The organism is Bradyrhizobium cytisi, assembly GCF_008123515.1.
Lineage (GTDB): Bacteria > Pseudomonadota > Alphaproteobacteria > Rhizobiales > Xanthobacteraceae > Bradyrhizobium > Bradyrhizobium cytisi.
In genome coordinates this window covers 1-24853 of the sequence record NZ_VSSR01000018.1, presented here as the reverse complement: position 1 = coordinate 24853, position 24853 = coordinate 1, and the positions used below count along the sequence as shown (strand labels likewise).

Here is a 24853-nt window from a genome sequence, read left to right as displayed (position 1 = left end):
CGGCTACTACCGTCCCAATTCCGTCGCCTTTGCCACGCGGTCGAACCGCTCCAGCGTCATGATCGCATCGGCGAACTTGTCGGCCCGTGCATTCAGCACGGGCCGCGCCAGCGTCAGGAATTTCTGCTGCATCGCCTGCGCATCCGGGAACGATGTCGGCTCTCCGGAAGGATCGGCGTAGAGGCGCTCGTGCACGCCGTCATCGGTGGTGATGCTGACCCGCGCGCCAAAGGGATGGGTGCGGCCGACCTCGAGCCGGTCGTCCTGCACCACGTCGAACTTGTCGGCGAGCGCGTCGATCGCGGCATCGCCCAGGCGGTTGTAATCGTCCCAGCCGAACGAGCCCTGGTCGAGCGCGAGCGCGCCGGTGAAGAACATCGAGAACTGGCCGCCGACGATCGAGGTGGGGTGCCGCTTGGTCGCGGCATCGCCGGTCAGGGTGATGCCGTTGCGGTGCAAGCCGATCTCGACGCGCTTGACCTGGTCGGGCGTCAGATTGTGCTCGCGCCGCATCGCGATCAGCGCGTCGATCGCGGCATGGGTGTAGCGGCAGCTCGGATATGGTTTCACGCCGATCTTCATGGTCTCGTAGGTCTTGCCGAGCCCGGCCACCGCCTTGTCGGGATGCGCGTCGTCGGTGTAGCCGGCGAGCAGGCCGTGCTTGCCTTCGATCGATTCCGTCGCGCCGACGAAATCGTTGCGCGCCAGCGTCGCGGCGATCACGCCGTTCATCGCGGCGGCGCCGACCTGGTAGCGCTTGTTCCAGGCGCCGTTCGTCAGGAATTGCAGCGAGCCCGCCGCCTGGCTGCCGGCGACGCCGAAGGCGGCGATGATCTGCGCCTCGGAGAGCCCGAACAGTTTTGCCGCCGCCGCGGCCGCGCCGTAGGTGCCGGCGGTCGCGGTCGGATGAAAGCCGCGCGCATAATGTGAGGTCGGGTCGAGCGCATTGCCGAGCCGGCAGCAGACCTCGTAGCCCGCCACGATTGCCGTCAGCACGTCGCGCCCTGAGGCGCCGACCATCTCGCCGACGGCAAACGCGGCCGGAACCACCGGCGCGCTCGGGTGCAGTGAGGAGTCCGCATGGGTGTCGTCGAAATCGAGGGAATGGCCGAGCGCCCCGTTGAGCAGCGCCGCCACCGCCGGTGTCCAGGTCTTGCTGTCGCCGAACACGGTGGAAGAGCCCTTGGTGTCGAGCGCGAGCGCTTCCAGCATCTTCAAGATCGATGGGGTCGATTCCGCCTCGCTCCGCGCCCGGATGGCGCTGCCGAGGAAATCCAGCGTCAGCACCTTGGCGCGATCCAGCACCTCCGCCGGAATATCCGCGAATTTCAGGTCGGCGACGTAGGCGGCGAGCGTTGCGGTTTCGTGAGCCATCGTGTTTCCTCGTTTTGGCCGGCAAATTAGGCGGGCTGATTTTGCCTTTCAAGCGGCCTTGGAGCCGCGGGCATCAGCTATGCTTCTGGCTGGTCAACGAGGATCGGGACATTCGACGATGGCAGGCGCAAAGGAGCTGTTCGACCGCATCCGGTCGCGGCGGACGCAATTGGGGCTGGCGCTCCGGGTCACGGTGGCGGCGACGGCCGCCTATGCGATCGCGACCGCGCTGCATCTGTTGCTGCCGCTCTGGGCGGTGCTGACCTCGCTGATCGTGACCCAGATGAGCGTCGGCCGTTCGCTGAAGGCGACGCGCGACTACATGCTCGGCACCATCGGCGGCGCCATCTATGGCGGCGCCATCGCGATCACGATCCCCTATTCCAGCGAAGCCGGCCTGCTGGGGCTGCTGGTGCTGGCGGTCGCGCCGCTGGCCTTCATCGCGTCGATCTATCCGACCCTGAGCACCGCCACCGTGACCGCGGTGATCGTGCTGCTGGTCCCGACCATGCATCATGCCGATCCGCTGGCATCGGCGATCGATCGCGTCAGCGAGGTTTCGGTCGGCGCCATCACCGGACTGCTGGTCTCGTTCCTGGTGTTGCCGTCGCGCGCGGTGCGGCAGATCCGCGCCAGCGCGGCAAAACTGCTCGAGCTGATTGCTGAGGCTTTTACGGAGCTGCTCGCGGGCCTCACCCGCGGCCGCGACAACGATGCGCTGCACCGGATCCAGGACGGCATCGGTACCGCCATGGTGGGCATGAATGCGATCGGTGCGGAGGCCGAGCGCGAGCGTTCGGCGCGGCTGTCGAGCGGTCCCGACACCGGCCCGCTGCTGCGTACGATTCTGCGGCTGCGCCACGACGTCGTGATGATCGGCCGCGCCACCGTGGTGCCGCTGCCGGTCGAGGTGCAGGTCAGGCTCGCCGGCCCGCTGGCGGAAGTCAGTGCGGCGTTCCTGCGCTTCCTCAAATCCGCGGCCGAAGCCTTGCGCGAGGGCGCCGGCGCGCCGCCGATCCATCCCGTGCACATCGCACTTCAGCACTATTCGGAAGCCGTCGCGGCCGTGCGCCAGGACGGGTTGATCCGCGGCCACGCGAGCGACACCGCGGAACGCTTCTTCGCGCTCGGCTTCTCGCTGGAGCAGATGCACCAGAATCTCTGCGATCTCGACCGCGTCATCGGCGAATGGTCGGAGGCCGCGGGTGACAAGCCCGCGCGCGTCGCGGAATAGAGCGTGAGCAATGCGTAACAAAGGAAGGAGAGAGCATGTTAGGAAACGCGAAGGTGGCAACCCGGCTGCCGGCCAAGGACCTGAACCGCGCGCGGGCGTTCTACTCCGAGAAACTCGGGCTCGAGCCGGTTGAAGAGCGTGCGGGCGGGCTTCGCTATGTCTGCGGGGGAAGCGAGTTTGCGCTGTTCGTCTCGGCCGGAACACAATCCGGCACGCACACGCAGATGGGATGGGAGGTCGAGGATATCGAGGCAACGGTGCGCGAGCTTCGCGCGCGGGGAGTCGAGTTCGAGGAGTACGACCTGCCCGGCTTGAAGACCGTCAATGGAATTGCAGAGATTGCCGGGAATTATCCCAGCAAGGGGGTTGGGGAGCGGGGCGTCTGGTTCCGCGATAGCGAAGGTAACTTGCTGGGGATCGGGCAGCCGGTGCGAACTTGACAAGCGGCTGTGTCGAGACAGCTGAAGGGACCGCCAAGGAGCAGAACAGCTCGACCGACGGCGTCATCGCTCCGGCTCCAAAATCCTCCCTTGCCGGCATCGACATTCGGGGCGACTTCGCGAACGGGTCTGGTCATCCCGCAATCTTGTGCGTCAACATCCGGAATCGCAAGATCAACAGGCCGGCATAGACGAACGATCCGATCGACAGTCCGATCCAGACGCCGACCGCACCGAGGCCGGCGTGGAAGGCCAGCGCCCAGGCAATCGGGAAGCCGACGCACCAATAGCCGATCGCCGCGAACACCAATGTCATCCTTGTGTCGTTGATGCCGCGCAGCGCACCACCCATGATGGTCTGCAGCGCATCGGCGATGAAGAAGGTTGCGCCGACCAGCAAAAGTGTTGCGGTGAGCTCGACGGTCGGGGCGCTGGCCTCGCTGCTGCCGAGGAACAGCCGCCCCAGCTCGTAGCGGCCGAGGATGATGGCAACGGTCAGGCCTGCGACGAACGCGATCCCGAGCACGGCTGCGACGAGGCCCGCGCGTCGGACGCCGGCCGGCTCGTTACGGCCATAGGCATGACCGACCCGCACCGTCGCGGCCATGCCGATGCCGAGCGGGACCATGAACAGCACGGCCGTGACCTGGAGCGCGATCTGGTGCGCGGCGAGCGCGGCGGTCGAGATCAGCCCCATCAAGAGCGCGGCCGAAGAGAACAGGCCGTATTCCAGCAGGAGGGAGAACGAGATCGGCGCGCCGATCACGATCAGCTGACGCATCAAGGGCCAGTCGATCCGCCACAGATGGGCCAGCGGATGATAGTCGGCGAACGGCCTGCGCCACGCCGCGATGGCGAGCGCGGCAATGAAGGTGCCGAGATTGACGAGCGTCGTCGCCAGTCCCGCGCCGAACAGGCCGAGCTCGGGCAGGCCGAACAGGCCATGGATCAGGCAGTAGACCAGCACGAAATTCGCGGGGATCGCCGCGAGCGTGATCCACAGCGGCGCTTGCGGCCGGTTCACCGCGCTCATCATGCTGCGCAGCGCGATGAAGCCGAGTGCCGGCGCGATGCCCCAGGCAAGGCCATTCAGATAGCGCTGGGCGAGGCCGGCCGAATGCGGCGCCTGTCCGAGCGCAATCAGGATGCGCTCGCCATAGAGCGGCGAGGCCATCATCGGCAGCGAGATCAGCAGCGCGACCCAGAGGCCGACGCGCAAGGACAGGCGGATGCGCCTGACGTCGCCGGCGCCGAACGCCTGCGCGGCCAGCGGCGATACCGCGGCCATCAATCCCAGCCCGAAGGTGAAGCTGACGAAATAGACGGTGTGCGCAAGTGCCGCAGCGGCGACTGCATCCTCACCGAGCCTCCCGATCAGCGCGAGATCGCTGGTGATCATCGCGATCTGCCCGAGCTGCGTCAGCATCATCGGCATGGCCAGCCGCAACGTCTCGACGAACTCTTGCGCGAGATGGCTTTGCGCGCCGGCTTGCGGCTGCGAATGAGGTTGAACAGTGTCGAGCATGGCTATCCAGTAGCATCGCAGGGCGACGAAAACATGGCTCTCGTGTCCCGGACGCGCGAAGCGCGAGCCGGGACCCAGAAGCCACAGGCGCTGATCTCCGTGACATGGGCCCCGGCTCAGCAGCGCATCACTGACGTGCTGCGCTGCGTCCGGGGCACGAGACCAGTGCCAGGTTGAAAGAGCCTCACCCCTTCCGTTCCGGCACGCGCCGGATCTTCGCGCCCAGCGCGTTCAGCCGTTCGTCGATGCGCTCATAGCCGCGCTCGATCTGGTCGGCGTTGTTGATGGTGGAGGTGCCCTCGGCACAGACGGCGGCGAGCAGCATCGCCATGCCGGCGCGGATGTCGGGCGAGCTCAGCGTCGCGCCGTGCAGCCGGCTCGGCCCCGCGATGATGGCGCGATGCGGATCGCATAGCACGATACGCGCGCCCATCCCGATCAGCTTGTCGACGAAGAACATCCGCGACTCGAACATCTTCTCGAACATCAGGATCACGCCTTCGCACTGCGTGGCGGTGACGATCGCGATCGACATCAGATCGGCCGGGAAGGCCGGCCAGGGCTGGTCCTCCAGCTTCGGCACGTGGCCGCCGAAATCGTCCTGGATCTTCAGCGTCTGGTTCGACGGCACGATGAGGTCGTCGCCCTCGATGCGGCAGACGATGCCGAGCCGCTCGAAACCCATGCGGATCGAGCGCAGATGCTCGACGCCGGCACGGACAATTCGCAGGGGCGAGCGCGTCACGGCGGCGAGACCGATCAGCGAGCCGACCTCGATATGGTCGGGCTGGATCCTGTAGGTCGCTTCCCCCAGCGTCGCCGGGCCATGAACGATCATGGTGTTGGTGCCGATGCCCTCGATCTTCGCTCCCAGCGCGACCAGGAAGTTGGCGAGGTCCTGCACATGCGGCTCGGAGGCGGCGTTGCGCAAATGGGTGACGCCGTCAGCCGCGACTGCGGCAACCAGCGCATTCTCGGTCGCGGTGACGCTCGGCTCGTCGAGGAACACGTCGGCGCCGGTGAGCTTTGGCGCGCGGAATTCCAGCCGGTCGGTCGCGGTGACCTTGGCACCGAGTTGCTCCAACGCGAGCATATGGGTGTCGAGCCGGCGCCGGCCGATGATGTCGCCGCCGGGCGGCGGCAGCATCACCTCGCCACAGCGGGCGAGCAGGGGGCCTGCGAGCAGGATCGAGGCGCGGATGCGGACGCAGAGCTCGGGATCGAGATCGGCGGCGCGGATGCTCCTGGCGTGGATGTGAAGCGTGTTGCGGGCGGTCCATTCCGCGGCCGCGCCGACCGAGCGGACCAGCTCGACCAGGGTCTCGGTGTCGCGGATCCGCGGCACGTTCTCCAGCGTCACCGGATGCTCGGTGAGCAGTGCGGCCGCGATGATCGGCAGCGCCGAATTCTTGTTGCCGGCCGGCTCGATCGAGCCCGAGAGCCGGTGACCGCCCTCGACGATATATTGGATGGGCGCCACTTGGGTTCTCGCTTCCTGTTTCAGTTGGGCTGGGCCGCTATCATGTCGGAAACTATAGGGAATTGCCGCCAATATCAATTTTGTGCCCCGCCGTCTGCGGCTCATTTGTTGCGGAAATCGACCGGATGTTGCGCCCAGCAGGAGAACGGATCGGATCCGGTGGCGCCCCGAGAGGGCAAATTAGAACGATGAGCCTTGCCCGGCATAGGTGACCGCGATCGGGTCAGGGGCCGGTCACGAGCTGAATCTTATGGCACCATCAACATTTATGAACCCCTCAACCTAAGCTTGCGTCACCTATACGCTTTGTAAGACAGGCATCGGGCAAACTATGGAGAAGTTCGTACAGCAGGGGCTCCTCTAATGCGTTTCATGCGAAATGAGAGTGGTGCATCGGCGGTCGAATTCGCAATGCTGCTTCCGGTGTTCCTGACGATCATCTTCGGTATCGTGGTATTCGGATCCTATCTCACGATGGTCCACGGTGTTCAGCAACTCGCAGCCGAGGCGGCACGAACATCGATCGCCGGCTTGAATGACAGCGAGTGCAACAGCCTCGCCACTTCCTACGTCACGACGAACCTTGGAAGTTATCCTCTGCTGGACGCAACAAAGGTCAGCGTGACTGCAGCGCCATCGGGCGCGGACGCAAATATCTACATCGTAACGGTGCAGTACGACGCGTCTTCCGACTTCATATTTGCGCTTCCATTCACGCCACGCCTGCCATTTCCGATCACCCGGTCGGCAGTGATCCCATACGGAGGCTTTTGAGATGCGGCACAAATCGCTCATTGATCGCTTTCGTGCCGACATTTCGGGCAACTTCACGATCATGGGCGCGGGTTTGATGACGCTGGTCATCGGCTGCACCGCCCTTGCCGTCGACGTCGGCGCGATCTTCGCCGACAGGCGAAAGGCGCAGAGCGCCGCCGATCTTGCCGCGGTCGTCGCGGCGAGCAATCTCACCAATGCCTATAATGCGGCGGCCGCAACCGTCGTGAAGAACAATTTTCCTGCCAATTCGCTTGTCGCGGTGAACCTCGGCACCTACACGCCGAATTCGGCGGTGACGCCACAGGCCCGCTTTGTAACGCCAGCGACCGGCGTGGCGAACGCTGCGCGGGTCACCCTGAATACTCAGACGCCGCTTTACTTCGCGCGCTACTTTACCGGCAGCAGCAACTTCACGATCAATACGACGGCGACGGCGTCCAGCACCGCTCTCGCGTCATTCGCGATCGGCTCACGGCTGGCATCGATCAATGGCGGCCTCTTGAACGCCATTCTTGGCGGCATGCTCGGCACCAGCCTCTCACTATCTGCGATGGATTATCAGTCGCTGATCAATGCCAAGATCGATGCCTTCGATTTCCTGACGGCCCTTGCGACACGCGTGAACCTGACGGGAGTGACCTACGACAGCCTTTTGACGGGCAACGTCAAGATGTCCGATGCCATCGCAGCGGCGCTTGCTGCACAACAGGCCGCCAACGGCGCAAGCTCGGCGACAATTGCCCTGTCGACTATTTCGCAAGCGGTATCGAGTCTCTCGAACAAGCTCAGCCTCGCCTCACTGATTGACCTGGGGCCATATAACGGCCTCACGGTGGGCCAGAAACCCAAAGTCGGCATCAGCCTCTCGGTCTACAGTCTCGTCTCGGCGATTGCCGAAGTGGCCAACGGTACTCATCAAATCGCAACGTCAGTCAATCTCGGGCTTCCCGGCGTCTTGAACGCAAGCCTGGTTGTGACGATCGGGGAGAGACCGGTCGGATCGGGATGGGTCACGCTTGGGACACAGGGCGCGAGCGTGCATACTGCTCAAACCAGAATCCTGCTCACGGTCCAGGTCGGAGGAAGTGGTCTCGTCCCCGCTCTCAATCTTCCGATTTACATCGAGATCGCCCAGGGAACGGCAACGCTCGATGCCATCTCCTGCAGCCATCCGGACGTCAGCAATTCGACGGTCAATCTCGGCGTGACGCCCGGCATTGTCGATGCCTGGATCGGCAATGTTTCCATGGCTGACATGACGAACTTCACCAGCAAGCCCAATCCTCCGCCAGCCGTGCTGGTTGGCGTAGGCGGGCTGAACGTATCCGGCCGTGCGCACGCGGCGATGGGGAATACGTCGGCGACGCCGGTGACCTTCACTTATGTCGACATCCAGTCTCAGCTGGCGAAGACGGTCTCGACCCAGAACTTTGCGTCGTCCTTGACGTCGAGCCTGTTGGGCGACCTGTCGCTCAGCATCAATGGCGCAGGCCTTCCGATCCCGGGTTTGACGTCGACGGTGGCCGGGATCCTGTCGGGGGCGACTACGTCGATCGATCAGCTCATCGCCTCGACCCTGTCAACGCTTGGTGTGCGAGTCGGCCAGGCCGACGTCTGGGTCACGGGCGTCCGCTGTGACGGCGCAGTGCTCGTCAATTAGACGTGAGCCGCGGGACTGTGCGTAACCTGCTGAACCGGATCAGGCGCATAGGTGCGCCGAATTCTAGCGGAAGCTCAATCGAATCTCTCAATGTCGTCTCTGGTGACGTTGCGACCGCGATGACCGCGATCCGATCCGCCATCGGACACGTCAGTGAGTATGTCGCGAATACCACCGCGGTGGTCGAGGAGCAGAGCGCGGCCACCGACGACATTGCCTCGAGCATGCAGCGCGCTGCGGCGGAACTGGCGTGAGGGTTCGCAATCCGGCGGCAATTTGTGTGAGTGAACCAGGTAAGATCAGCCGACGGGAGTTCGAGCAAAGCCAAACGTCAGCGCTGCACGGGAGACACTGTTTGAATGGGGGTACGACAGGGTAGCAGTCTCGAATTGGATCGGCGGGAACTTGCCAAGCTCAAGATTGAAACTTAGGATAGAGCGCGCAAGGAAGCTTGCGATGTTTCTAAACCGACGTTTGCAACGTATTCAACCATTGGGCAGATCGCGTTTGGCTCGGTTGCGCTCCTGACGCGCGAGCTCATAAAGCTCAAAGCGGTTACCGACGGCTGCTTTGATATGCATTTTGCGCGTCGGCGCATGTGTCGCAGCATGGGATAATGACGGATTGGACGAGCTATGCGCTGTCGTGTCCGACGCCGGCGCTTTGTCCGCTAAAAAGATTTTCCCTTGATCGTAATCAACCAGGACCGCTGTTTAGTCGATCAGTCCCTTGGCGATGATCAAGCGCACGCTGGTGGGGAGAATGTCAAGCAAGAACGGTACCATTATCCCGATTGAGATTATGCGCACGGTTGTCGCAATCACAGAGCTTGGCAGCCTGAGCAAGGCTGGCGAGCGTCTTGGGCTCTCGCAACCGGCTGTCAGCTCTCAGGTAAAGCGTTTGCAGAATCTGATCGGAGGTGCAGTTTTCCAGAAGAGCTCGAGTGGCGCAACGCCGACGGAACTGGGCAAGCTGGTCTTGATTCAAGCTCGTAAGATTCTGGATGCCAACGACCAGGTGCTGCAACTCGGGGGCAAGGAAGGTGGGCCGACTGCGCTGCGGCTCGGCCTTAGCACCGCGTTCGTTGAACGCTTCATGCACGACAGGCCTCCGGATGCTCTATCCAATATATTCGTCCATGCTGATCATTCGAGCGCGATCAGGAAAGGCCTTTTGGAAGGTTACATTGACATCGCCTGCGTTTTTGCGCCGGACTCGGACCACGAATTCAGGGACACGATTGTCCACCAGTTCAGCGTGCCGCTGGTCTGGATTCGTGCAAATGGCTTTGTCATCAGACCGGGCGACCCAATCCCGTTGGTGACCCTCCCTGAAGACGACTACATGATCCGTCCGCTCGTAAAGGCAGGACTCTCGTATCGGATTGTATTTTATAGTCCGGATTATCAGGCGCGCATGACGGCAGTGAGAGCCGGGATAGGGCTGGGAGCCGTTCCTTTATCGATCGCGCCTGGCGATCTGGTAGAGGCGAAAGAGTATTATTTGCCGCCATTACCGGCCCTCAACGCCTATGTTTGCTCGCGAGCGGGACTTGAGCGGAACGATGCCACGGAGCTCCTGCGCAGTCTTTCAACGACGTTTGCGAACCCGCCGATATCGGTACCCCTCAGGCTGAAATAGGGTGCTGATGGGCCGTTCAACTCCGGCACGGCAGCCGAGACTGTCCAACATGTCGCCGCAAAACGAGATCTCATCCCGAAGAGCCCGCCAAGGCCGGCGTTTCGAAGATCGGGCGCACGGACACTGTGGACCATGTTCTGTTGCAGTCGTGAGCGGCAGGCTTCCCAGGCGCGCAACCGGTCCTAGATATCGATCGTCGCGCTCAGCGAATGTTCCTGGATGAAATCGCGGCGCGGTTCGACCACGTCGCCCATCAGCTTGGTGAAGATGTCGTCGGCCTCGTCGACCTCCTTGACCTTCACCTGCAGCAGCGAGCGCGCATTGATATCCAGCGTTGTTTCCCAGAGCTGCTCCGGGTTCATCTCGCCCAGCCCTTTGTAGCGCTGCAGCGTGACGCCCTTGCGGCCGGCGTCGGTGACCGCCTCGAACAGGTCGACCGGGCCGTAGACCATGTGCTCGACGTCCTTGCGCCGGAGCTTGCCGGGGCGGGCATAAACGTCCTGGAGCTTCACGGTGTATTCGTCGAGCTTGCGGGCTTCGACCGAGCCCAGGAAGGCGTCGTCGATGACGGCGGCTTCCCTGACGCCGCGCACCGTGCGCTCGAACTGGAAACCCTGACCTTCGACGTACTGGCCGAGCCAGCCGCGCTCGACCTCCTCGGACTGATTGTCCAGGCGGCCGGCGATGTATTGCGCGGCTGCGGCAGCCTTCTCGGGATCGCCGTAGATCGCCTTGTTCAGCACGCCTGTAATCGCGGCTTGCTCGATCACCTTGCGATTGTAGCGGCTGTGCAAATTGCGGAGGACGCTGCGGACAGTCCGGGCATCGTCGACCAGCGAACGCAAATCGCGGCCGGTGCGGTCGCCGCCGACGCCGGGAATGAACACGCAGTCGTCGAGGCCGGTGTCGATCAGATAATCTTCGAGCGCCCGCTCGTCCTTCAGATATTGCTCGGATTTGCCGCGGCTAACCTTATAGAGCGGCGGCTGGGCGATATAGAGGTAACCGCCGTCGATGATGTCGCGCATCTGCCGGTAGAAGAAGGTCAGCAGCAGGGTGCGGATGTGGGCGCCGTCGACATCGGCGTCCGTCATCACGATGATCTTGTGATAGCGCAGCTTCTCGATCGAGAACTCGTCGCTGATGCCGGTGCCGAGCGCGGTGATCAGCGTGCCGATCTGCTCGCTGTGCAGCATCTTGTCGGGACGCACGCGTTCCACGTTGAGGATCTTGCCGCGCAGCGGCAGCACCGCCTGGAATTCGCGGTTGCGGCCCTGCTTGGCGCTGCCGCCTGCCGAGTCGCCCTCGACGATGAAGAGCTCGGATTTCGCCGGATCCTTTTCCTGGCAGTCGGCGAGCTTGCCGGGCAGCGAGGAGACCGAGAGCGGGCTCTTGCGGGTCAGCTCGCGCGCTTTTCGCGCGGCTTCGCGGGCGGCGGCGGCCTGGATCACCTTGCCGACGATCATCTTGGCTTCAGACGGATGCTCCTCGAACCAAGCCTGGAGCGCCTCGTTGAGCACGTTCTCGACCACGGGACGCACTTCCGAGGACACCAGCTTATCCTTGGTCTGCGACGAAAACTTCGGGTCCGGCACCTTCACCGACAGCACGGCGGTGAGGCCTTCACGGCAGTCGTCGCCGGTCAGCGCGATCTTTTCCTTCTTCGCATTGGCCTCAGCATAGCCGTTGACCTGGCGCGTCAGTGCGCCGCGGAAGCCGGCGAGATGGGTGCCGCCGTCACGCTGCGGGATGTTGTTGGTGAAGCACAGCACGTTCTCATGGTAGCTGTCGTTCCACCACAATGCGGCCTCGACGCCGATGCCGTTGGCCTCCGCGCGCACCATGATCGGTGCCGGCACGATCGCCTTCTTGTTGCGGTCGAGATATTTGACGAATTCCTCGACGCCGCCGGAATAGTGCATCTCCTCACGCTTCTCGACCGCATGACGCATGTCGGAAAGTGCGATGTTGACGCCGGAATTGAGGAAGGCGAGCTCGCGCAACCGGTGCTCGAGCGTGGCGAAATCATACTCGATGTTCTTGAAGGTGTTGGGGGAGGCCTGGAACGTCACCTCGGTGCCGCGCTTGCCGGGCGCATCGCCGACGACGGCCAGCGGTGCCACCGCGTCGCCATGGGCGAACTCGATGTAGTGCTCCTTGTTGTCGCGCCAGATGCGCAAGCCGAGCTTGCTCGACAGCGCGTTGACGACGGAGACGCCGACGCCATGCAGGCCGCCGGAGACCTTGTAGGAGTTCTGGTCGAATTTTCCGCCGGCGTGCAGCTGGGTCATGATGACCTCGGCCGCGGAGATGCCTTCGCCCTTGTGGATGTCTACGGGAATGCCGCGGCCGTCGTCGCGCACGGTGACGGAATTGTCGGCATTGAGCACGACGTCGACGCGCGAGGCGTGGCCCGCCAACGCTTCGTCGATCGCGTTATCGACGACCTCGTACACCATGTGGTGCAGGCCCGAGCCGTCATCGGTGTCGCCGATATACATGCCGGGGCGCTTGCGGACGGCATCGAGCCCCTTGAGCACGCGGATCGATTCCGCCCCGTAATCGCTTGGATTTGAGAGCTCGTTTTCGGCAGGCGTCTGCCGAGCAGGTTCTGTCATGAGAGGCCTTCGAGATGTCGCCCGAATCAGCCGCGCAAAAGGCGCTGATTTGCAGGCTATTTGTGCCATGAAAGACCAATTGCGCCTAGCGCAAAGTATCCTGTGGCAACCCTTTGATGAGATAGGATTTTTGGGCCGGTTTTCAAGGCGCGCGAAGGCCGATTTGGGGGCTCGCGAAAAGTCCGATTCGAGGGGCGTTTTCGGAGCCCGAAAGACGTGGATTTTGCGGGGGGGGACGAGAGCTGGTTCCGAGGCGCTCCCGATCAGGATGGTGCAGGGATCAATACAGCAGGAGCGGTGACCATGCCTCGCCGTCACGCCCGATCGTGAGCTCCCAGGTATCGCCAGCGGCAAGGTGAAGGACGTGCGTGGTGGCCGGATGGCCGGGCACGCCCAGTTCGTAGGAATATTTGCCGGGTGGCAGATCCAGCGACACCGCACGGGTGCCGGCGGCGCGCTTTACGGTCTGGTCGTTGATCGTGAGTTCGGCGTCGGTCCCGCTGATATTGGAGAACACCAGCTTCGCCTGGCCGGGCTCGGGCATGACGTTCGCGCTGGTCGCGACAGATGCGTTTTTCTGCACGAGATTGACCATGGTGCTGCTGTCCTTGCGGTCGAGCGCCAGCATGCCGGGTCCAACCGGGGAGACGAAGGCGAGCCGGACGTGATCGGCGGAGACCACCGCGCCATCGCGCTGTTCCTGCCAGCCGAGCTTTCCGAGCTCGCTGCGGTAGAAGGCGAGCACGTTGCCGAGCTCGGCGGGCACGGTCGCTTCGAGCTGGGTGCGGAGCGGCGTTGCAACGCCCTGCACGACGGTGGTGTGGATTCCCCGGTAGCTGTAACGGGTCGGTGCGGGCAGCCGGGCCTCGGGATCCGGCGTGAGCCCGGGCGAGAACAGCACTGAGACATGCGGTATCCAGGCGCTGGCGGTGGCCGCGAGCAGGCAGCTTGCGAGGAAGGCGAGGCCGCACGCAAATGCCCGCCATCGTGCCGGAGCTGTCGCTCCGAGCCTTACCGTCCGCATGGTCACTCCTCAAGGACATCGCGCGCTGTGGGATCGCCGCTGCGGCACCGTCGGTGCGGCCTCAGGGAGCTAGTCGCGACGGAAAATGGTCGGGTTCAACGACGGCCTCTATCGCCGCGCGGAAACGCGTCCGCTCTCGACGTCAAAGACCTCGCTGCCGGCGCCGATCTCGGCAAAGGCGGCAGGGTCCGCGCCGGTCAGCCACACCTGCGCGCCGAGCTTGCGTAGCTCGTCGAACAGCGCCGCGCGCCGGTTCGGGTCGAGATGGGCGACGACCTCGTCGAGCAGGAGCAGCGGCACAATGCCGGTCATCTCGGCGACCAGCGTTGCATGCGCCAGCACGAGGCCGATCAGGAGCGCCTTCTGCTCGCCGGTCGAGGCGTCGCGCGCCGGCGTGCTCTTCGGCGCATAGATGACCTGGAGGTCGGTGAGGTGCGGCCCGTCGGTGGTGCGGCCGGCAATCGCATCGCGCGGGCGGTTGTCGCGCAGGATCTGGCGGTAGCGGTCCTCGACCGAGGTCGCGGTCTCGGTCAGCAGCGCGTTCTCCATCCAGCCGTCGAGCGCGATCTGCGCCGACGGAAACGCGGATTGTTGTGCGCGCGCGTTCAGCATGCCGGTCAGCCGCGCCGCGGTCTGGCCGCGCGTTGCGGCGACCGCGACCGCAAGCTCGGCGGTCTCCCGCTCGATCGCGTCACACCAATGGTCGTCATAATTGCGCGTCTCGAGCAGGCGGTTGCGCGAGCGCAGCGAACGTTCGAGCGCGTTGATGCGGCTGGGATGCTCGCTGTCGATCGCGAGCACCAGGCGGTCGAAGAAGCGCCGCCGCTCGGAAGCAGCGCCCATGAACAGCCCGTCCATCGCCGGCGTCAGCCATACCATCCGGATATGGTCGCCGAAGGCGGCGGCCGAATTGACCGGCTCGCGGTCGATGCGGCAGCGCCGGCTGACCGCGGTGTCGGGTCGCGGTGCGTCAATGCCGGTGCCGAGCGTGGCCAGCCCCAGCGCGCCCTCGGCTTGCACGGACACCGCCCAGGAGCCGTCGCCCTGGTTGTCGGCGACGTCCTCCAGCGTGGCGCGCCTCAAGCCGCGTCCGGGCGACAGGAACGAGATCGCCTCGATGCAATTGGTCTTGCCCGCCCCGTTCGGCCCGACCAGCGCCACCATGTCAGCCGCCGTCTCGAGCCCCGCCGCCCGATAATTGCGAAAATGCGTCAGTGTCAGGCGATGAATGCGCGAGGGGGTCATGCGGTCTTTGTCATTGGCGCGCGTCAGCGGCGCCGCCCTTCGGACGGCTGTGCCCGGCCATGACGGATGTAGTCAATGCGTGAAGAGGCTGGTAGCCCTCACACCCGCATCGGCATCAGCACATACAGCGCGCTCTTGTCGTCCTTGTCCTGCACCAGGGTCGGCGAGCCCGGGTCGGCGAGCTTGAGCGTGGCGACGTCGCCTTCGATCTGGGCTGCGATGTCGAGCAAATAGCGGGAGTTGAAGCCGATATCGAGCGCGTCGGAGGCGTACTCGACCTCGAGCTCTTCGGTGGCGCTGCCGGAATCCGGATTGGTCACCGAGAGCACCAGCTTGCCCGGCGACAGCGACAGCTTCACCGCGCGGCCGCGCTCGCTCGAGATGGTCGAGACGCGGTCGACCGCGTTCTCGAAATCCTTCTTGTCGACGACGAGCTCCTTGTCGTTGCCTTGCGGGATGACGCGGCCGTAATCGGGGAAGGTGCCGTCGATCAGCTTCGAGGTCAGCACCACGTTACCGATGGTGAAGCGGATCTTGACGGGCGACAGCTCGATCGTGACCTCGGCCTCGTTGTCCTCGATCAGGCGCTGCACCTCGCCGACGGTCTTGCGCGGCACGATCACGCCGGGCATGCCCTCGGCGCCCTTGGGCTGGATCAGGTCAAGCTGGGCGAGGCGGTGGCCGTCGGTGGCAACGCCGCGCAGGGTCGCGGCGTTCGCGGAGCTTGCGGCGTGCAGATAGATGCCGTTGAGGTAATAGCGCGTCTCTTCCGTCGAGATCGCGAACTGGGTGCGGTCGATCAGCCGCTTGACGTCCTTGGCGGCGAGCGAGAACGAATGCGACAGCTCGCCGGTGGCGAGATCCGGGAAGTCGTTCTCCGGCAGGGTCTGCAGCGTGAAGCGCGAGCGGCCGGCGCGGATCGCCAGCACCGCGCGGTCGCCGTCGGCTTCCAGCACGATCTGCGAGCCATCCGGCAGCTTGCGCACGATGTCGTAGAACATGTGCGCCGGCACGGTGGTCGAGCCGGCCGTGGCGGTTTCCGCAGGCAGCGTCTCCGTGACCTCGAGGTCGAGGTCGGTTGCCTTCAGCGACAATTTCGCGTTCTCGGCGCGCACCAGCACGTTGCCCAGGATCGGAATCGTGTTGCGGCGCTCGACCACGCGATGGACATGGCCCAGCGACTTCAGGAGTTGCGCGCGTTCGACCGTAACCTTCATTGCACTACTCGCCCGATCCCCAAAGATGGAAAAAGCCGGGCGGAGGAAAGCGCGCCGCGGCACCGAAGACCCCGGAAAGCCGGATCATCCAGCCGATATGACCAAAGCCGTCAGGGTCGCGCAAGGTGGCGCGGATGGCCCCGGGATTCAAGGGATCGGGGGGCAGTTCCCCACGATTTACAGGCAAAAACGCGACCGCCGCCCAGGCATGGCCGGGGCGGCGGGAGGTGGAGAGAGGGGTACCTAGGCGTTTATTCCTGAAGCTGGCGCTTGAGCGACTCGACCTCCTCGGACAGCGCATTGTCCTTGGAAACCAGTGCCTCGATCTTGCGCACGGCGTGCAGCACCGTGGTGTGGTCCCGGCCACCGAAGCGGCGGCCGATCTCGGGGAGCGAGCGCAGGGTCAGCGTCTTGGCGAGGTACATCGCCACCTGGCGCGGACGCACCACATTGGCGGTCCGGCGCGAGGACAAGAGGTCGGAGCGGCTGACATTATACTGCCGTGCCACCACGCGCTGGATGTCCTCGATCTTGATCCGCTTCGGCTCCTGCGGCCGGATCAGGTCGCGCACCTCGTGCTCCGCCATCTCCAGCGTCACCGGCCGGTTGTTGAGCTTCGAGTGCGCCAGCAGGCGGTTGATGGCGCCTTCGAGGTCGCGGCCGTTATGGGTGATGGCGCGCGCCAGATAGGTCAGCACCTCCTCAGGCACCTCGAAGGTCGCGTGATGGGTGCGGGCGGCTGCGACGCGCGACTTGAGAATGCCGTGGCGCAGCTCTTCGCCGAGCGAGCCCATCTCGACCACGAGACCGCCGGCCAGACGCGAGCGGACGCGGTCATCCAGGCTTTCGAGGTCGGACGGCGGACGGTCGGCCGCGATCACGACCTGACGGCCGGCATCGATCAGCGCATTCAGCGTGTGACAGAACTCGGCCTGCGTCGACTTGCCCTGCAGAAACTGGAGATCGTCGATGACGAGCACGTCGATGCCGCGCAGCGCTTCCTTGAAGGCGAGCGCCGTCTGCGTCTTCAACGCGGCGACGAAGCCGTACATGAATTTTTCCGCGGTGAGATAGAGCACCTTGCGCTCGTTACCGGAATTGCCGGCCCAGGTCACCGCCTGCAAGAGATGCGTCTTGCCGAGGCCGACGCCGGCATGGATGTAAAGCGGGTTGAACATGACGGGATCGCCGCGGCGTCCCTCGGCGACCTGACGCGCGGCTGCGTGCGCCAGCGTGTTGGACCGACCGACGACGAAGCTCGCAAAGGTCAGGCGCGGATCGAGCGGCGAGCCGCCGAGCGCATCATGATTGGCGGACACCGGCGCGGTCGCCGTCGAGCGCAGCTCGGGCGCAGGCGCACGGCGCGCTTCGACCGGCGCCGGCGCTTCCTTCGACTGCACCACGGGGCGCACCGCGGAGCGAACGGTGAGATCGATGCGATGCACTTCCGGCATCTCGGCCTGCCAGCACGACAGCACGCGCTCGGCATAATGAGCCTGGATCCAGCTCTTCAGGAAGCGGGTTGGGACCGAGAGCCGCACGCTCTCCTCCTGCACGCCTTCGAGATCCATGCGCGCAAACCAGCTCGTATAGACGTCTTCGCCAACGTTCGAGCGCAGCCGGCTCTTCACGCGTGACCAGCGATCCTGTTCCGATGTCGTCATCATTTGAGAACTTTTCTTGAGAGATAAGGTTGCGTTGTGAGCGCCATGCAGAGTTCCTGCCATCAGGGTTTCCGCAATGGCGCGACCTCGAGCGAGACCATCGTCGGACATAGCCCGGCCGTTCGGCGCGAACGCCGCGGTCAGATCAGCGATGTCAGAGATGGGGTGTTCGCGAGGTCAGCGCGTACTCGGCGCTGCGTCACACGCGGGAGGCTGGATGTCCGACAGATCCAGAATGGCATACTTGGAAAAGGAAACTTGCTTCAATACCGCGTTGAGTCCGTAAGACATGATACCTCCCCGTCCTGCCGTGATTGCTCACGACAAGGTCCTGCGTGTCCTAGAAGACAACTGCGACTGAAGTCGCCGATGTCCTGCCCGTCTGCACTGTTCGTCCGTTCGGCTACGCCATCGTGCGTGTCGGGGTAGCTTCGTAAGGTCCCTCATTTGCGCCTGGCGCGGGCGAGATTGAGAAAAATCCCGCTTGGAGACATTTTGACAAAGAGCTACCGTTCCCACATTGCTGTGGGTTTTGATCCGACAATCGCTTGTTGAAGCGTCGCCTACGTGCACACCGCCGCCGATTTGCACGCTCGCCCCGTTTCCAAAACCGCGCTGGTCTCAAGATCGTGGGCGCCGCGAACGACTTAAGAAATACACTATGCGGAAAGACTCGCAACGGAATTGATTCACACTTGAGGCGATTAAAAACTTGATCTGCGTTAACGCCGCGCGGGAGTTGTTCACAGGCTCCGGAGCAAGTTTCTGGATTCGTGCACAGATTCGAAAATGCCGGACGTCGTGTGACAAAGACTCCCCCACCGCCAAAAATTTTTTACAAAAGCGTCACGCACGTGCCGCGCACCCGAATTTTCCAAATGCTTGGCGCTGCTATGTGGATAAGTGATTAGCGAGACATCGTTTTTTGAGTCGCGTTTCACAGGGTAACCCCAGCGCGAAACGCATTCCGGGGAAACTACGGTGTGCCGAACTCGCGCGCGCGAGAATCCAACTTAGGCCCGCCCCGCAGGGGTTTTTCGCACTGCACTGAAAGTTTCCGCTGTGGCAAAAACAACGACAGGTAGAATTACGGATATAGCATAGCGAAGACGACAAGACTCTTCCAACGGAAGATTGGTCGCCCAAAGACCGCAAGGATGAATTGTGACAGGCAACAAAAAGCCCGGCGCGAAGCCGGGCTGATTGACGAATGCGATGCTCGCTTCAACCGATCGAACGAGACGATCGGATTGTTCGACGAACTTTACTTCGTGAGTTTACTTCGCGAGCTTGGCGATCTGCGCGGTGAGGCGCGAGACTTTGCGGCTGGCGTTGTTCTTGTGAATGATGTTGCGCTGGGCGGCGCGCATCAGCGCGGGCTCGGCGTTGGCCAGCGCCTTGACGGCGGCGGCGCGATCGCCGGTCGCGATGGCTTCCTCGACGTTACGCACGGCACCGCGCATCTGGGTGCGGCGCGACTTGTTGACGGCAGTGCGGCGGGCGATCTTGCGCGTCGCTTTCTTGGCGGAGGTAGTGTTGGCCATGGTCTCAATGTCCTTTGCGGGTACCGGTCGCGTCTTGGTCGGGTAGCGCCGGCAGCTTGACCGCGGAATCGACGCTCGGATTTAAGGTGTTCGGTTGCTGGGCCGTTCCCGGAGCATGAGCGATAGGCCTTGCGGCCATCTCTGAGGCTCAAAAGAGCCTGCAACTGCTCAAAGAACAGCGGCGGCAGGATTGCGCCCACCGCCAGTTGGCGCCCTTATAGAGGGGGTCTTTGGCACCGTCAACGCTTTAGGGGGCTGGAAAGGCAGGCTCCTGGCACGCCAAAGGGGACCGTAACGCCCTGATGAGGTTGAATTTCTGCCGCCTCCCGGCTATTGGCTGACGGCGTTTCGTCAGCGTTTCTTCAACGTTCTTGGGGTCGTCCGATCGGGTGACCATAGAGGGTGAGCATGATCCGCGGCTTTTTCCGACTGATTGGCTTGTTGCTGCTGGCCGGCGGGTTCTTCTTCATGGTCTATGACGGCGCCCGCTGGGTGGCCGACCAGACCCTGCGCTTCACCCGATTCGGCCAGTTCTGGAACGATATCAACCAGGCCAGCCAGTCCGCCGTCCGGACCTGGGTCGAGGCCAAGGCGCCCTGGCTCTGGACCTCGGTGATCCGCCTGGTGCTGGACCAGCCGGTGTTCGCCGTCCTCGGCATTCTCGGCATTCTGCTGATGATCCTGTTCCGGCCGCGGAAACCCTTGATCGGCTATTCCAGGGACTGAGCTTTCGCGCATGCGGTGCCGTAACAAGGCTGCGCCTTTGCGCGTAAAGACCTATATCCCCACTCGATCGCGAGCCACGCCGCCTGAGCACCTGGCTCAGGCGTGCGACAGCTTGTTTTTTCGGAGATCCGATCATGCTGTTCATGCGCAAGACCACCGCACTGCCGAGCGCAGCTGACGCGCTGCCCGGCCGCGCGCAACCGATTCCGACCGCGACCACTCATTTCGTCAACGGCGCGAAGCTCGCGCCGCCCTATCCCGCAGGCCTCGAGCAGGCCGTGTTCGGGCTCGGCTGCTTCTGGGGCGCCGAGCGCAAATTCTGGGAGCTCGGCGATGGCGTCCACGCGACTGCCGTCGGCTATGCTGGCGGTCACACGCCGAACCCGACCTATGAAGAGACCTGCTCGGGGCGCACCGGCCACACCGAAGTGGTGCTGGTCGTGTTCGATCCGAAGAAGATCTCCTACGAGAAGCTCCTGAAGACGTTCTGGGAGAACCACAACCCGACGCAGGGCATGCGCCAGGGCAACGATTTCGGTACGCAGTACAGAAGCGCGATCTACACGACCTCCGACGCGCAGCAGCAAGCGGCCTTGGAGTCGAAGGCGCTCTATCAGAAGGCGCTCGCTGCAAAGGGTCTCGGGCCCATCACCACCGAGATCGCGCCGGCCGGCGAATTCTATTTCGCCGAGGACTATCATCAGCAATATCTGGCGAAGAATCCCGCCGGCTATTGCGGCCTCGGCGGCACCGGCGTGTCATGCCCCATCGGAGTGGGTGTGAGCGCTTGATCGAAACCCAAACTCTCGTCATGGCCGGGCTTGTCCCGGCCATCCACGATCTTTCGTGCAGCACCAAGAGCGTGGATGCCCGGGACAAGCCCGGGCATGACGGAGTGTACGGTTCGCGTCTTCGCGCCAAAGACCCCCTCAACCTTTTATTAACCATAACCAGTGCATCACTGGAGCTGTCTCGTTCCGAGGGATGGCTCCGGTGCCGGTTGCACGCGCGTTTCGATGGTCGATCCTGGCAGCGTCCGCCGCGCTGGCCCTGGGCGGCTGCATGCAGACCGCCGGTCCTGTCGCATACGTGCAGTCCCGTCCCGATCTCGACGCCATGGCCTACGGCCAGCCCTATAGCGCACGGCAGCCGGTCGTCGTCGCCGACAACGGCGGCGGCGCAATTGCCGCGCTCAGCAATTCCTTTGCGTCGGGTCCTGCCCCCGTGCCGGTCGCCTATGCGGCGCCGATGGTGGCGGCACCCATGCGCTACGACGCCTCCTATCACCTCGATGCCGGCGACAAGCTGCGCGTCGTGATCTATGGCCAGGAAGGTCTCACCAACAGCTACGCCATCGACGCCGGCGGCTCCATCACCATGCCGCTGATCGGCGCGGTGCCGGCGCGTGGCCGCACCACCGCAGGGCTCGCCGGTGAAATCGCCGCGCGTCTGCGCAACGGCTACATCCGCGAGCCGTCGGTCGCCGTGGAGATCGAGTCCTACCGCCCGTTCTTCATCCTCGGCGAAGTCGCAGCGCCCGGCCAATATCCTTACGTGCCCAACATGACGGTCGAAAGCGCAGTGGCGATCGCCGGCGGTTTCTCGCCGCGCGCCAAGCGTGACGTGGTGACCGTCACCCACACCGAGGGCGGCGGCGCCATGCGCGCCGTCGTGCCGCTCGGCACGCCCGTCAGCCCGGGCGATACCGTGTTCGTCGCCGAGCGCTGGTTCTAGCTCGCTGTCATTCCGGGGCGCGCGAAAGCGCGAGCCCGGAATCCATTTCTCCACCAACTCTGACGCCCGATGGATTCCGGGCCCGCGACTTCGTCACGTCCCGGAATGACGGAGAGCTTCACCTCCGAAAATCAAGCCGTCCGTTCGGAAAGCACCCATCAATCCGCGAGGCATCGACCACGAGCCCGACCCATGGCCGCATGATCGCGGGATTGGTCAGGTTGATGTACTTCCCGATCAGGCCATTGCCGCTCTCTCGCGCAGCATCGATCAGCCCGTGCCGCCGGCCGTTGTCCCAATCGAACCGCAGGTAAATCCGCTCGCCTACGACGCGGACCTCCGCGCGGCCCTGCTTCCATTGATCCGGCGTATCGCCGGCGATGGTCGGGTCGGCGCCACCGTTCCAGCGGCTCGCCCAGGCGCCTTCGAGCGGGTCGGAGAGCGTCGGAATGGATGCCCAATGCGCCGCATTGCCATCGGCGGCATCGCCGGCCAGCGTAGCGGTTATGGCATAGTGCATGACTTCGGAATCGCTGGGCTCCGGCACATCCATGGTGCCGAACGGGTTGCGGATGACGAGATTCGTGTTGGCCTGCTGCATGACGCTCTCCCGGCGTGAACTGGCGTGATCAGCCAGCTCTATCGCCGCGCGTCGTGACCCAGCCACCCGATTCCTGCTTCCTCCTCACGTCATTCCGGGGCGCGACGAAGTCGCGAGCTATGATGCGCAATTGCGCATCAGAGAATCCATCGCGCCACCAACTCCGCCGTCCGATGGATTCCGGGCCTGCGCCTGTCGGCGCATCCCGGAATGACAGCGGCTATTTCAAATGCTTGGCGAAGAATTCCATGCTCCGCGGCCAGGCGATCTCGGAGCTGGCCTTGTCATAGCTCGGCCGCTCGTCGCAATGAAAGCCGTGCTGCGCACCGGGATAGATGAAGACCTCGACCTCAGGCCGTTTCGCCTTGACGGTCTCGACGTCGGTCAAGGGAATGCTGTGGTCCTTCTCGCCGAAATGCAGCTGCGTCGGCAGCATCGGTTTCTCATCTGCAAAGCGCACGACGGCGCCGCCGTAATAGCCGATCGCGGCCTTCAGGCCGGTAAGCCGCGTCGCCGCGACAAAGGCGATGCTGCCGCCGAGGCAGAAGCCGATGATGCCGACCGGGCCGACGCTCTTCACCGCATCGATCGCGGCTTGCGTGTCGCGCAGCATCGCGTCCCAATCGGGATTGGCAACGAATTTTCGCGCCTCCGCGATTTCATCGGGCGTTTAGCCGGATTGGAAGCCCGGCGTGGTGCGGTCGAAGATCGACGGCGCGATCGCGACATAGCCTTCGCCTGCGAGACGGTCGCAGACCGAGCGGATGTGATGATTGACGCCAAAAATCTCCTGGATCACCACCACCGCGCCCTTCGGCGCGCCTGCGGGATCGGCGCGATAGGCGCCCAGCTTGAAATTGTCCGACGCCGTCAGCTTGATGTCTTGTCCCACGCGGGTTGTCCTTCTTGCTTGTCGATCCGAAATCAGTGCTCTCTCCCCTCATCCTGAGGAGCGCGCTCTTCGCGCGCGTCTCGAAGGATAGAGGCCGAGCTGTAGCAGCGGCGGGGGCCTTTCATCCTTCGAGACGCTTGCTTCGCAAGCTCCTCAGGATGAGGGGAGGCAGTGGCGCAGCCGCGCCTATTCCCACATCCAGTTCTCGCCGTAATCCTCCTTCCATCCTGCCAGCCGTCCATGACGGAACTGCAGGAACAGCCGGTGGCGGTGGTACGGCACCAATCCACTGCCGCCGATGTCGCGTAACGCAAGATAGATCTCGTTGCCGGGGCGCCCTTTGACGTATTGCAAGGGCTGCCCGAGGACGTGCGCGGTCTGGCCCGCATCCATCCCGAACGCCAGCGGTGTGTTGTTCGACAAGGTGTCGACGAAGGGATGGCGCAGCGGCACCGTGCCGAACGGCTCGGCCTGCACCGACGCTGCCATTGAAAGAAGCGCTGCGCCCGCAGCCAGGATTGCCCGCTTCATTGCCGTGATCCCTCGATGATCGCCTATCCCGGCAAGTTCTTCAGGAAAGGCACCACGGCGTCAACAAAAGCCTTGGGCTGATCGATGTTGACGGCGTGCCCGGCCGCGGGGATCACGATTTTTTGTGCGCCGGGGATTTTTGCCGCCATGTAATCGGACGCCGCCAGGAATGGCGCGTCGTCGGCACCGACCACGATCAGCGATGGCACCTTGATATCAGGCAGCAGCTCCATCATCTTGGCGTCGCGCTGGGTCAGCATGCCGCGCGCGGCGAGCGCCAGTCCCTTGGCGTTGCGATGGCTGGCGGTGGCGCGCTCGCGGGTGGCCGCTGTCAGCATGTCGAGACCTTCGCGATCGAGCTTGTCGGCGGTGGCGAGCGCACGCGCGTTCCAGGCCTCGCGCGCGTCGTCCTTCTTGAAGCCCGGGCCGGTGTCGACGATCAGCAGCGCTTGCGTGCGCGTTGGATGAGCGCGGAAAAACGCGAGCGACATGTAGCCGCCGAGCGACAGTCCGCCGATGATGGCGCGCCTGGCGCCGACCGCATCGAGGATCGCCGCCATGTCGCCGACGGTGAGAGCTTCGCTATAGGCGTTGGGATCATCGGGATAATCGGACTGGCCGTGGCCGCGCATGTCCCACAGCACGAGCTTGTGATCCTTCGCAAGCGCATCGACCTGGCCGTGCCACATCGCCGAGGTCGAGGAATAGCCGTGGGTGAGCAGCAGCGGCGGCCCGTCGCCATGAACCTCGTAATGGATGGCAACCCCATCCCGATCGATCCTTGGCATTGTTTCCGCCTTTGTTTTTTATTTATCCGCGACACGGATGCACCCTCTCCCCTTGTGGGCTATGGGATGCCCGAAAGTGATTCCCCGGAGTTTATGGATGTGATTCAAGGCCTTTCGACCTGTCTGGGACGGAGGGCC

The 24853-nt window shown here is 63.9% G+C and carries 21 protein-coding genes and 1 pseudogene; 9 read left to right on the top strand and 13 right to left on the bottom strand.

Translation table 11 applies throughout. The annotated features are described in order from the left end of the window. Nucleotides 1–6: 6 nt before the first annotated feature. Entirely contained in the window at nucleotides 7–1374 is a 1368-nt protein-coding gene (locus FXB38_RS11145) for an MmgE/PrpD family protein (RefSeq protein WP_148750906.1), read from the bottom strand. Between the two features lie 118 nt (nucleotides 1375–1492). Between FXB38_RS11145 and FXB38_RS11140 the strand changes: the two genes are divergently transcribed. Beyond that, on the top strand, nucleotides 1493–2608 hold the full coding sequence (locus FXB38_RS11140) for an FUSC family protein (protein ID WP_148750905.1): 1116 nt from the start codon (nucleotides 1493–1495) through the stop codon (nucleotides 2606–2608). A gap of 35 nt (nucleotides 2609–2643) precedes the next feature. Further along, nucleotides 2644–3048: a VOC family protein gene (locus tag FXB38_RS11135; RefSeq protein WP_148750904.1), complete on the top strand. Its 405-nt coding sequence runs from the start codon at nucleotides 2644–2646 to the stop codon at nucleotides 3046–3048. A 133-nt stretch (nucleotides 3049–3181) separates the two neighbouring features. Here the strand turns inward: FXB38_RS11135 and FXB38_RS11130 are convergent, their stop codons facing one another. Together FXB38_RS11130 and murA are read right to left on the bottom strand one after the other, a co-directional pair. Next, nucleotides 3182–4573, bottom strand: a complete 1392-nt coding sequence (locus FXB38_RS11130) for an MATE family efflux transporter (RefSeq protein WP_187434801.1) — start codon at nucleotides 4571–4573, stop codon at nucleotides 3182–3184. Nucleotides 4574–4757: 184 nt separating this feature from the next. After that, on the bottom strand, nucleotides 4758–6053 hold the full coding sequence (gene murA / locus FXB38_RS11125) for a UDP-N-acetylglucosamine 1-carboxyvinyltransferase (RefSeq protein ID WP_148750902.1): 1296 nt from the start codon (nucleotides 6051–6053) through the stop codon (nucleotides 4758–4760). A 363-nt stretch (nucleotides 6054–6416) separates the two neighbouring features. Between murA and FXB38_RS11120 the strand changes: the two genes are divergently transcribed. The 4 genes from FXB38_RS11120 (at nucleotide 6417) to FXB38_RS11110 (ending at nucleotide 10131) form a co-directional block, all read left to right on the top strand. Further along, complete coding sequence (locus FXB38_RS11120; protein ID WP_148750901.1) at nucleotides 6417–6827, top strand: TadE/TadG family type IV pilus assembly protein; 411 nt, start codon at nucleotides 6417–6419, stop codon at nucleotides 6825–6827. 1 nt (nucleotide 6828) lies between these two features. Beyond that, nucleotides 6829–8490 carry a pilus assembly protein TadG-related protein gene (locus FXB38_RS11115; RefSeq protein WP_148750900.1) on the top strand — a complete coding sequence of 554 codons (1662 nt, stop codon included), beginning with the start codon at nucleotides 6829–6831 and terminating at the stop codon, nucleotides 8488–8490. Between the two features lie 119 nt (nucleotides 8491–8609). Continuing rightward, nucleotides 8610–8744: a hypothetical protein gene (locus FXB38_RS44605; protein ID WP_283812726.1), complete on the top strand. Its 135-nt coding sequence runs from the start codon at nucleotides 8610–8612 to the stop codon at nucleotides 8742–8744. Between the two features lie 481 nt (nucleotides 8745–9225). Beyond that, nucleotides 9226–10131, top strand: coding sequence for a LysR family transcriptional regulator (locus FXB38_RS11110; RefSeq protein ID WP_246229824.1), 906 nt, complete (start codon nucleotides 9226–9228; stop codon nucleotides 10129–10131). Nucleotides 10132–10313: 182 nt separating this feature from the next. Here the strand turns inward: FXB38_RS11110 and gyrB are convergent, their stop codons facing one another. From gyrB to rpsT, 6 genes are all read right to left on the bottom strand, one after another. Then, on the bottom strand, nucleotides 10314–12749 hold the full coding sequence (gyrB, locus tag FXB38_RS11105; RefSeq protein WP_148750899.1) for a DNA topoisomerase (ATP-hydrolyzing) subunit B: 2436 nt from the start codon (nucleotides 12747–12749) through the stop codon (nucleotides 10314–10316). 280 nt (nucleotides 12750–13029) lie between these two features. Continuing rightward, on the bottom strand, nucleotides 13030–13773 hold the full coding sequence (locus tag FXB38_RS11100; RefSeq protein WP_148750898.1) for a hypothetical protein: 744 nt from the start codon (nucleotides 13771–13773) through the stop codon (nucleotides 13030–13032). Nucleotides 13774–13881: 108 nt separating this feature from the next. Then, a complete protein-coding gene (recF, locus tag FXB38_RS11095; protein WP_148750897.1) occupies nucleotides 13882–15018 on the bottom strand; it encodes a DNA replication/repair protein RecF in 1137 nt (378 codons plus the stop codon). Nucleotides 15019–15116: 98 nt separating this feature from the next. Continuing rightward, nucleotides 15117–16235, bottom strand: coding sequence for a DNA polymerase III subunit beta (gene dnaN / locus FXB38_RS11090; RefSeq protein ID WP_148750896.1), 1119 nt, complete (start codon nucleotides 16233–16235; stop codon nucleotides 15117–15119). Between the two features lie 251 nt (nucleotides 16236–16486). Continuing rightward, nucleotides 16487–17899: a chromosomal replication initiator protein DnaA gene (gene dnaA, locus FXB38_RS11085; RefSeq protein ID WP_246229822.1), complete on the bottom strand. Its 1413-nt coding sequence runs from the start codon at nucleotides 17897–17899 to the stop codon at nucleotides 16487–16489. A gap of 1277 nt (nucleotides 17900–19176) precedes the next feature. Then, nucleotides 19177–19443 (bottom strand): 30S ribosomal protein S20, encoded by a 267-nt coding sequence (rpsT, locus tag FXB38_RS11075; protein ID WP_018319466.1) that lies wholly within the window; start codon nucleotides 19441–19443, stop codon nucleotides 19177–19179. A gap of 408 nt (nucleotides 19444–19851) precedes the next feature. On the opposite strand from rpsT, the gene FXB38_RS11070 reads away from it, so the two are divergent. From FXB38_RS11070 to FXB38_RS11060, 3 genes are all read left to right on the top strand, one after another. Continuing rightward, nucleotides 19852–20169, top strand: coding sequence for a hypothetical protein (locus FXB38_RS11070; RefSeq protein ID WP_148750894.1), 318 nt, complete (start codon nucleotides 19852–19854; stop codon nucleotides 20167–20169). Between the two features lie 134 nt (nucleotides 20170–20303). Continuing rightward, entirely contained in the window at nucleotides 20304–20960 is a 657-nt protein-coding gene (gene msrA / locus FXB38_RS11065) for a peptide-methionine (S)-S-oxide reductase MsrA (protein WP_148750893.1), read from the top strand. 202 nt (nucleotides 20961–21162) lie between these two features. Next, nucleotides 21163–21903: a polysaccharide biosynthesis/export family protein gene (locus FXB38_RS11060; RefSeq protein WP_148750892.1), complete on the top strand. Its 741-nt coding sequence runs from the start codon at nucleotides 21163–21165 to the stop codon at nucleotides 21901–21903. 118 nt (nucleotides 21904–22021) lie between these two features. Here the strand turns inward: FXB38_RS11060 and FXB38_RS11055 are convergent, their stop codons facing one another. The 4 genes and pseudogenes from FXB38_RS11055 to FXB38_RS11040 form a co-directional block, all read right to left on the bottom strand. Then, nucleotides 22022–22504 (bottom strand): hypothetical protein, encoded by a 483-nt coding sequence (locus FXB38_RS11055; protein ID WP_148750891.1) that lies wholly within the window; start codon nucleotides 22502–22504, stop codon nucleotides 22022–22024. Between the two features lie 220 nt (nucleotides 22505–22724). Continuing rightward, nucleotides 22725–23396, bottom strand: a pseudogene (locus FXB38_RS11050) (dienelactone hydrolase family protein). Nucleotides 23397–23582: 186 nt separating this feature from the next. Next, nucleotides 23583–23927: a hypothetical protein gene (locus FXB38_RS11045; RefSeq protein WP_148750890.1), complete on the bottom strand. Its 345-nt coding sequence runs from the start codon at nucleotides 23925–23927 to the stop codon at nucleotides 23583–23585. 23 nt (nucleotides 23928–23950) lie between these two features. Further along, nucleotides 23951–24715, bottom strand: coding sequence for an alpha/beta fold hydrolase (locus tag FXB38_RS11040; protein ID WP_148750889.1), 765 nt, complete (start codon nucleotides 24713–24715; stop codon nucleotides 23951–23953). Nucleotides 24716–24853 lie beyond the last annotated feature (138 nt).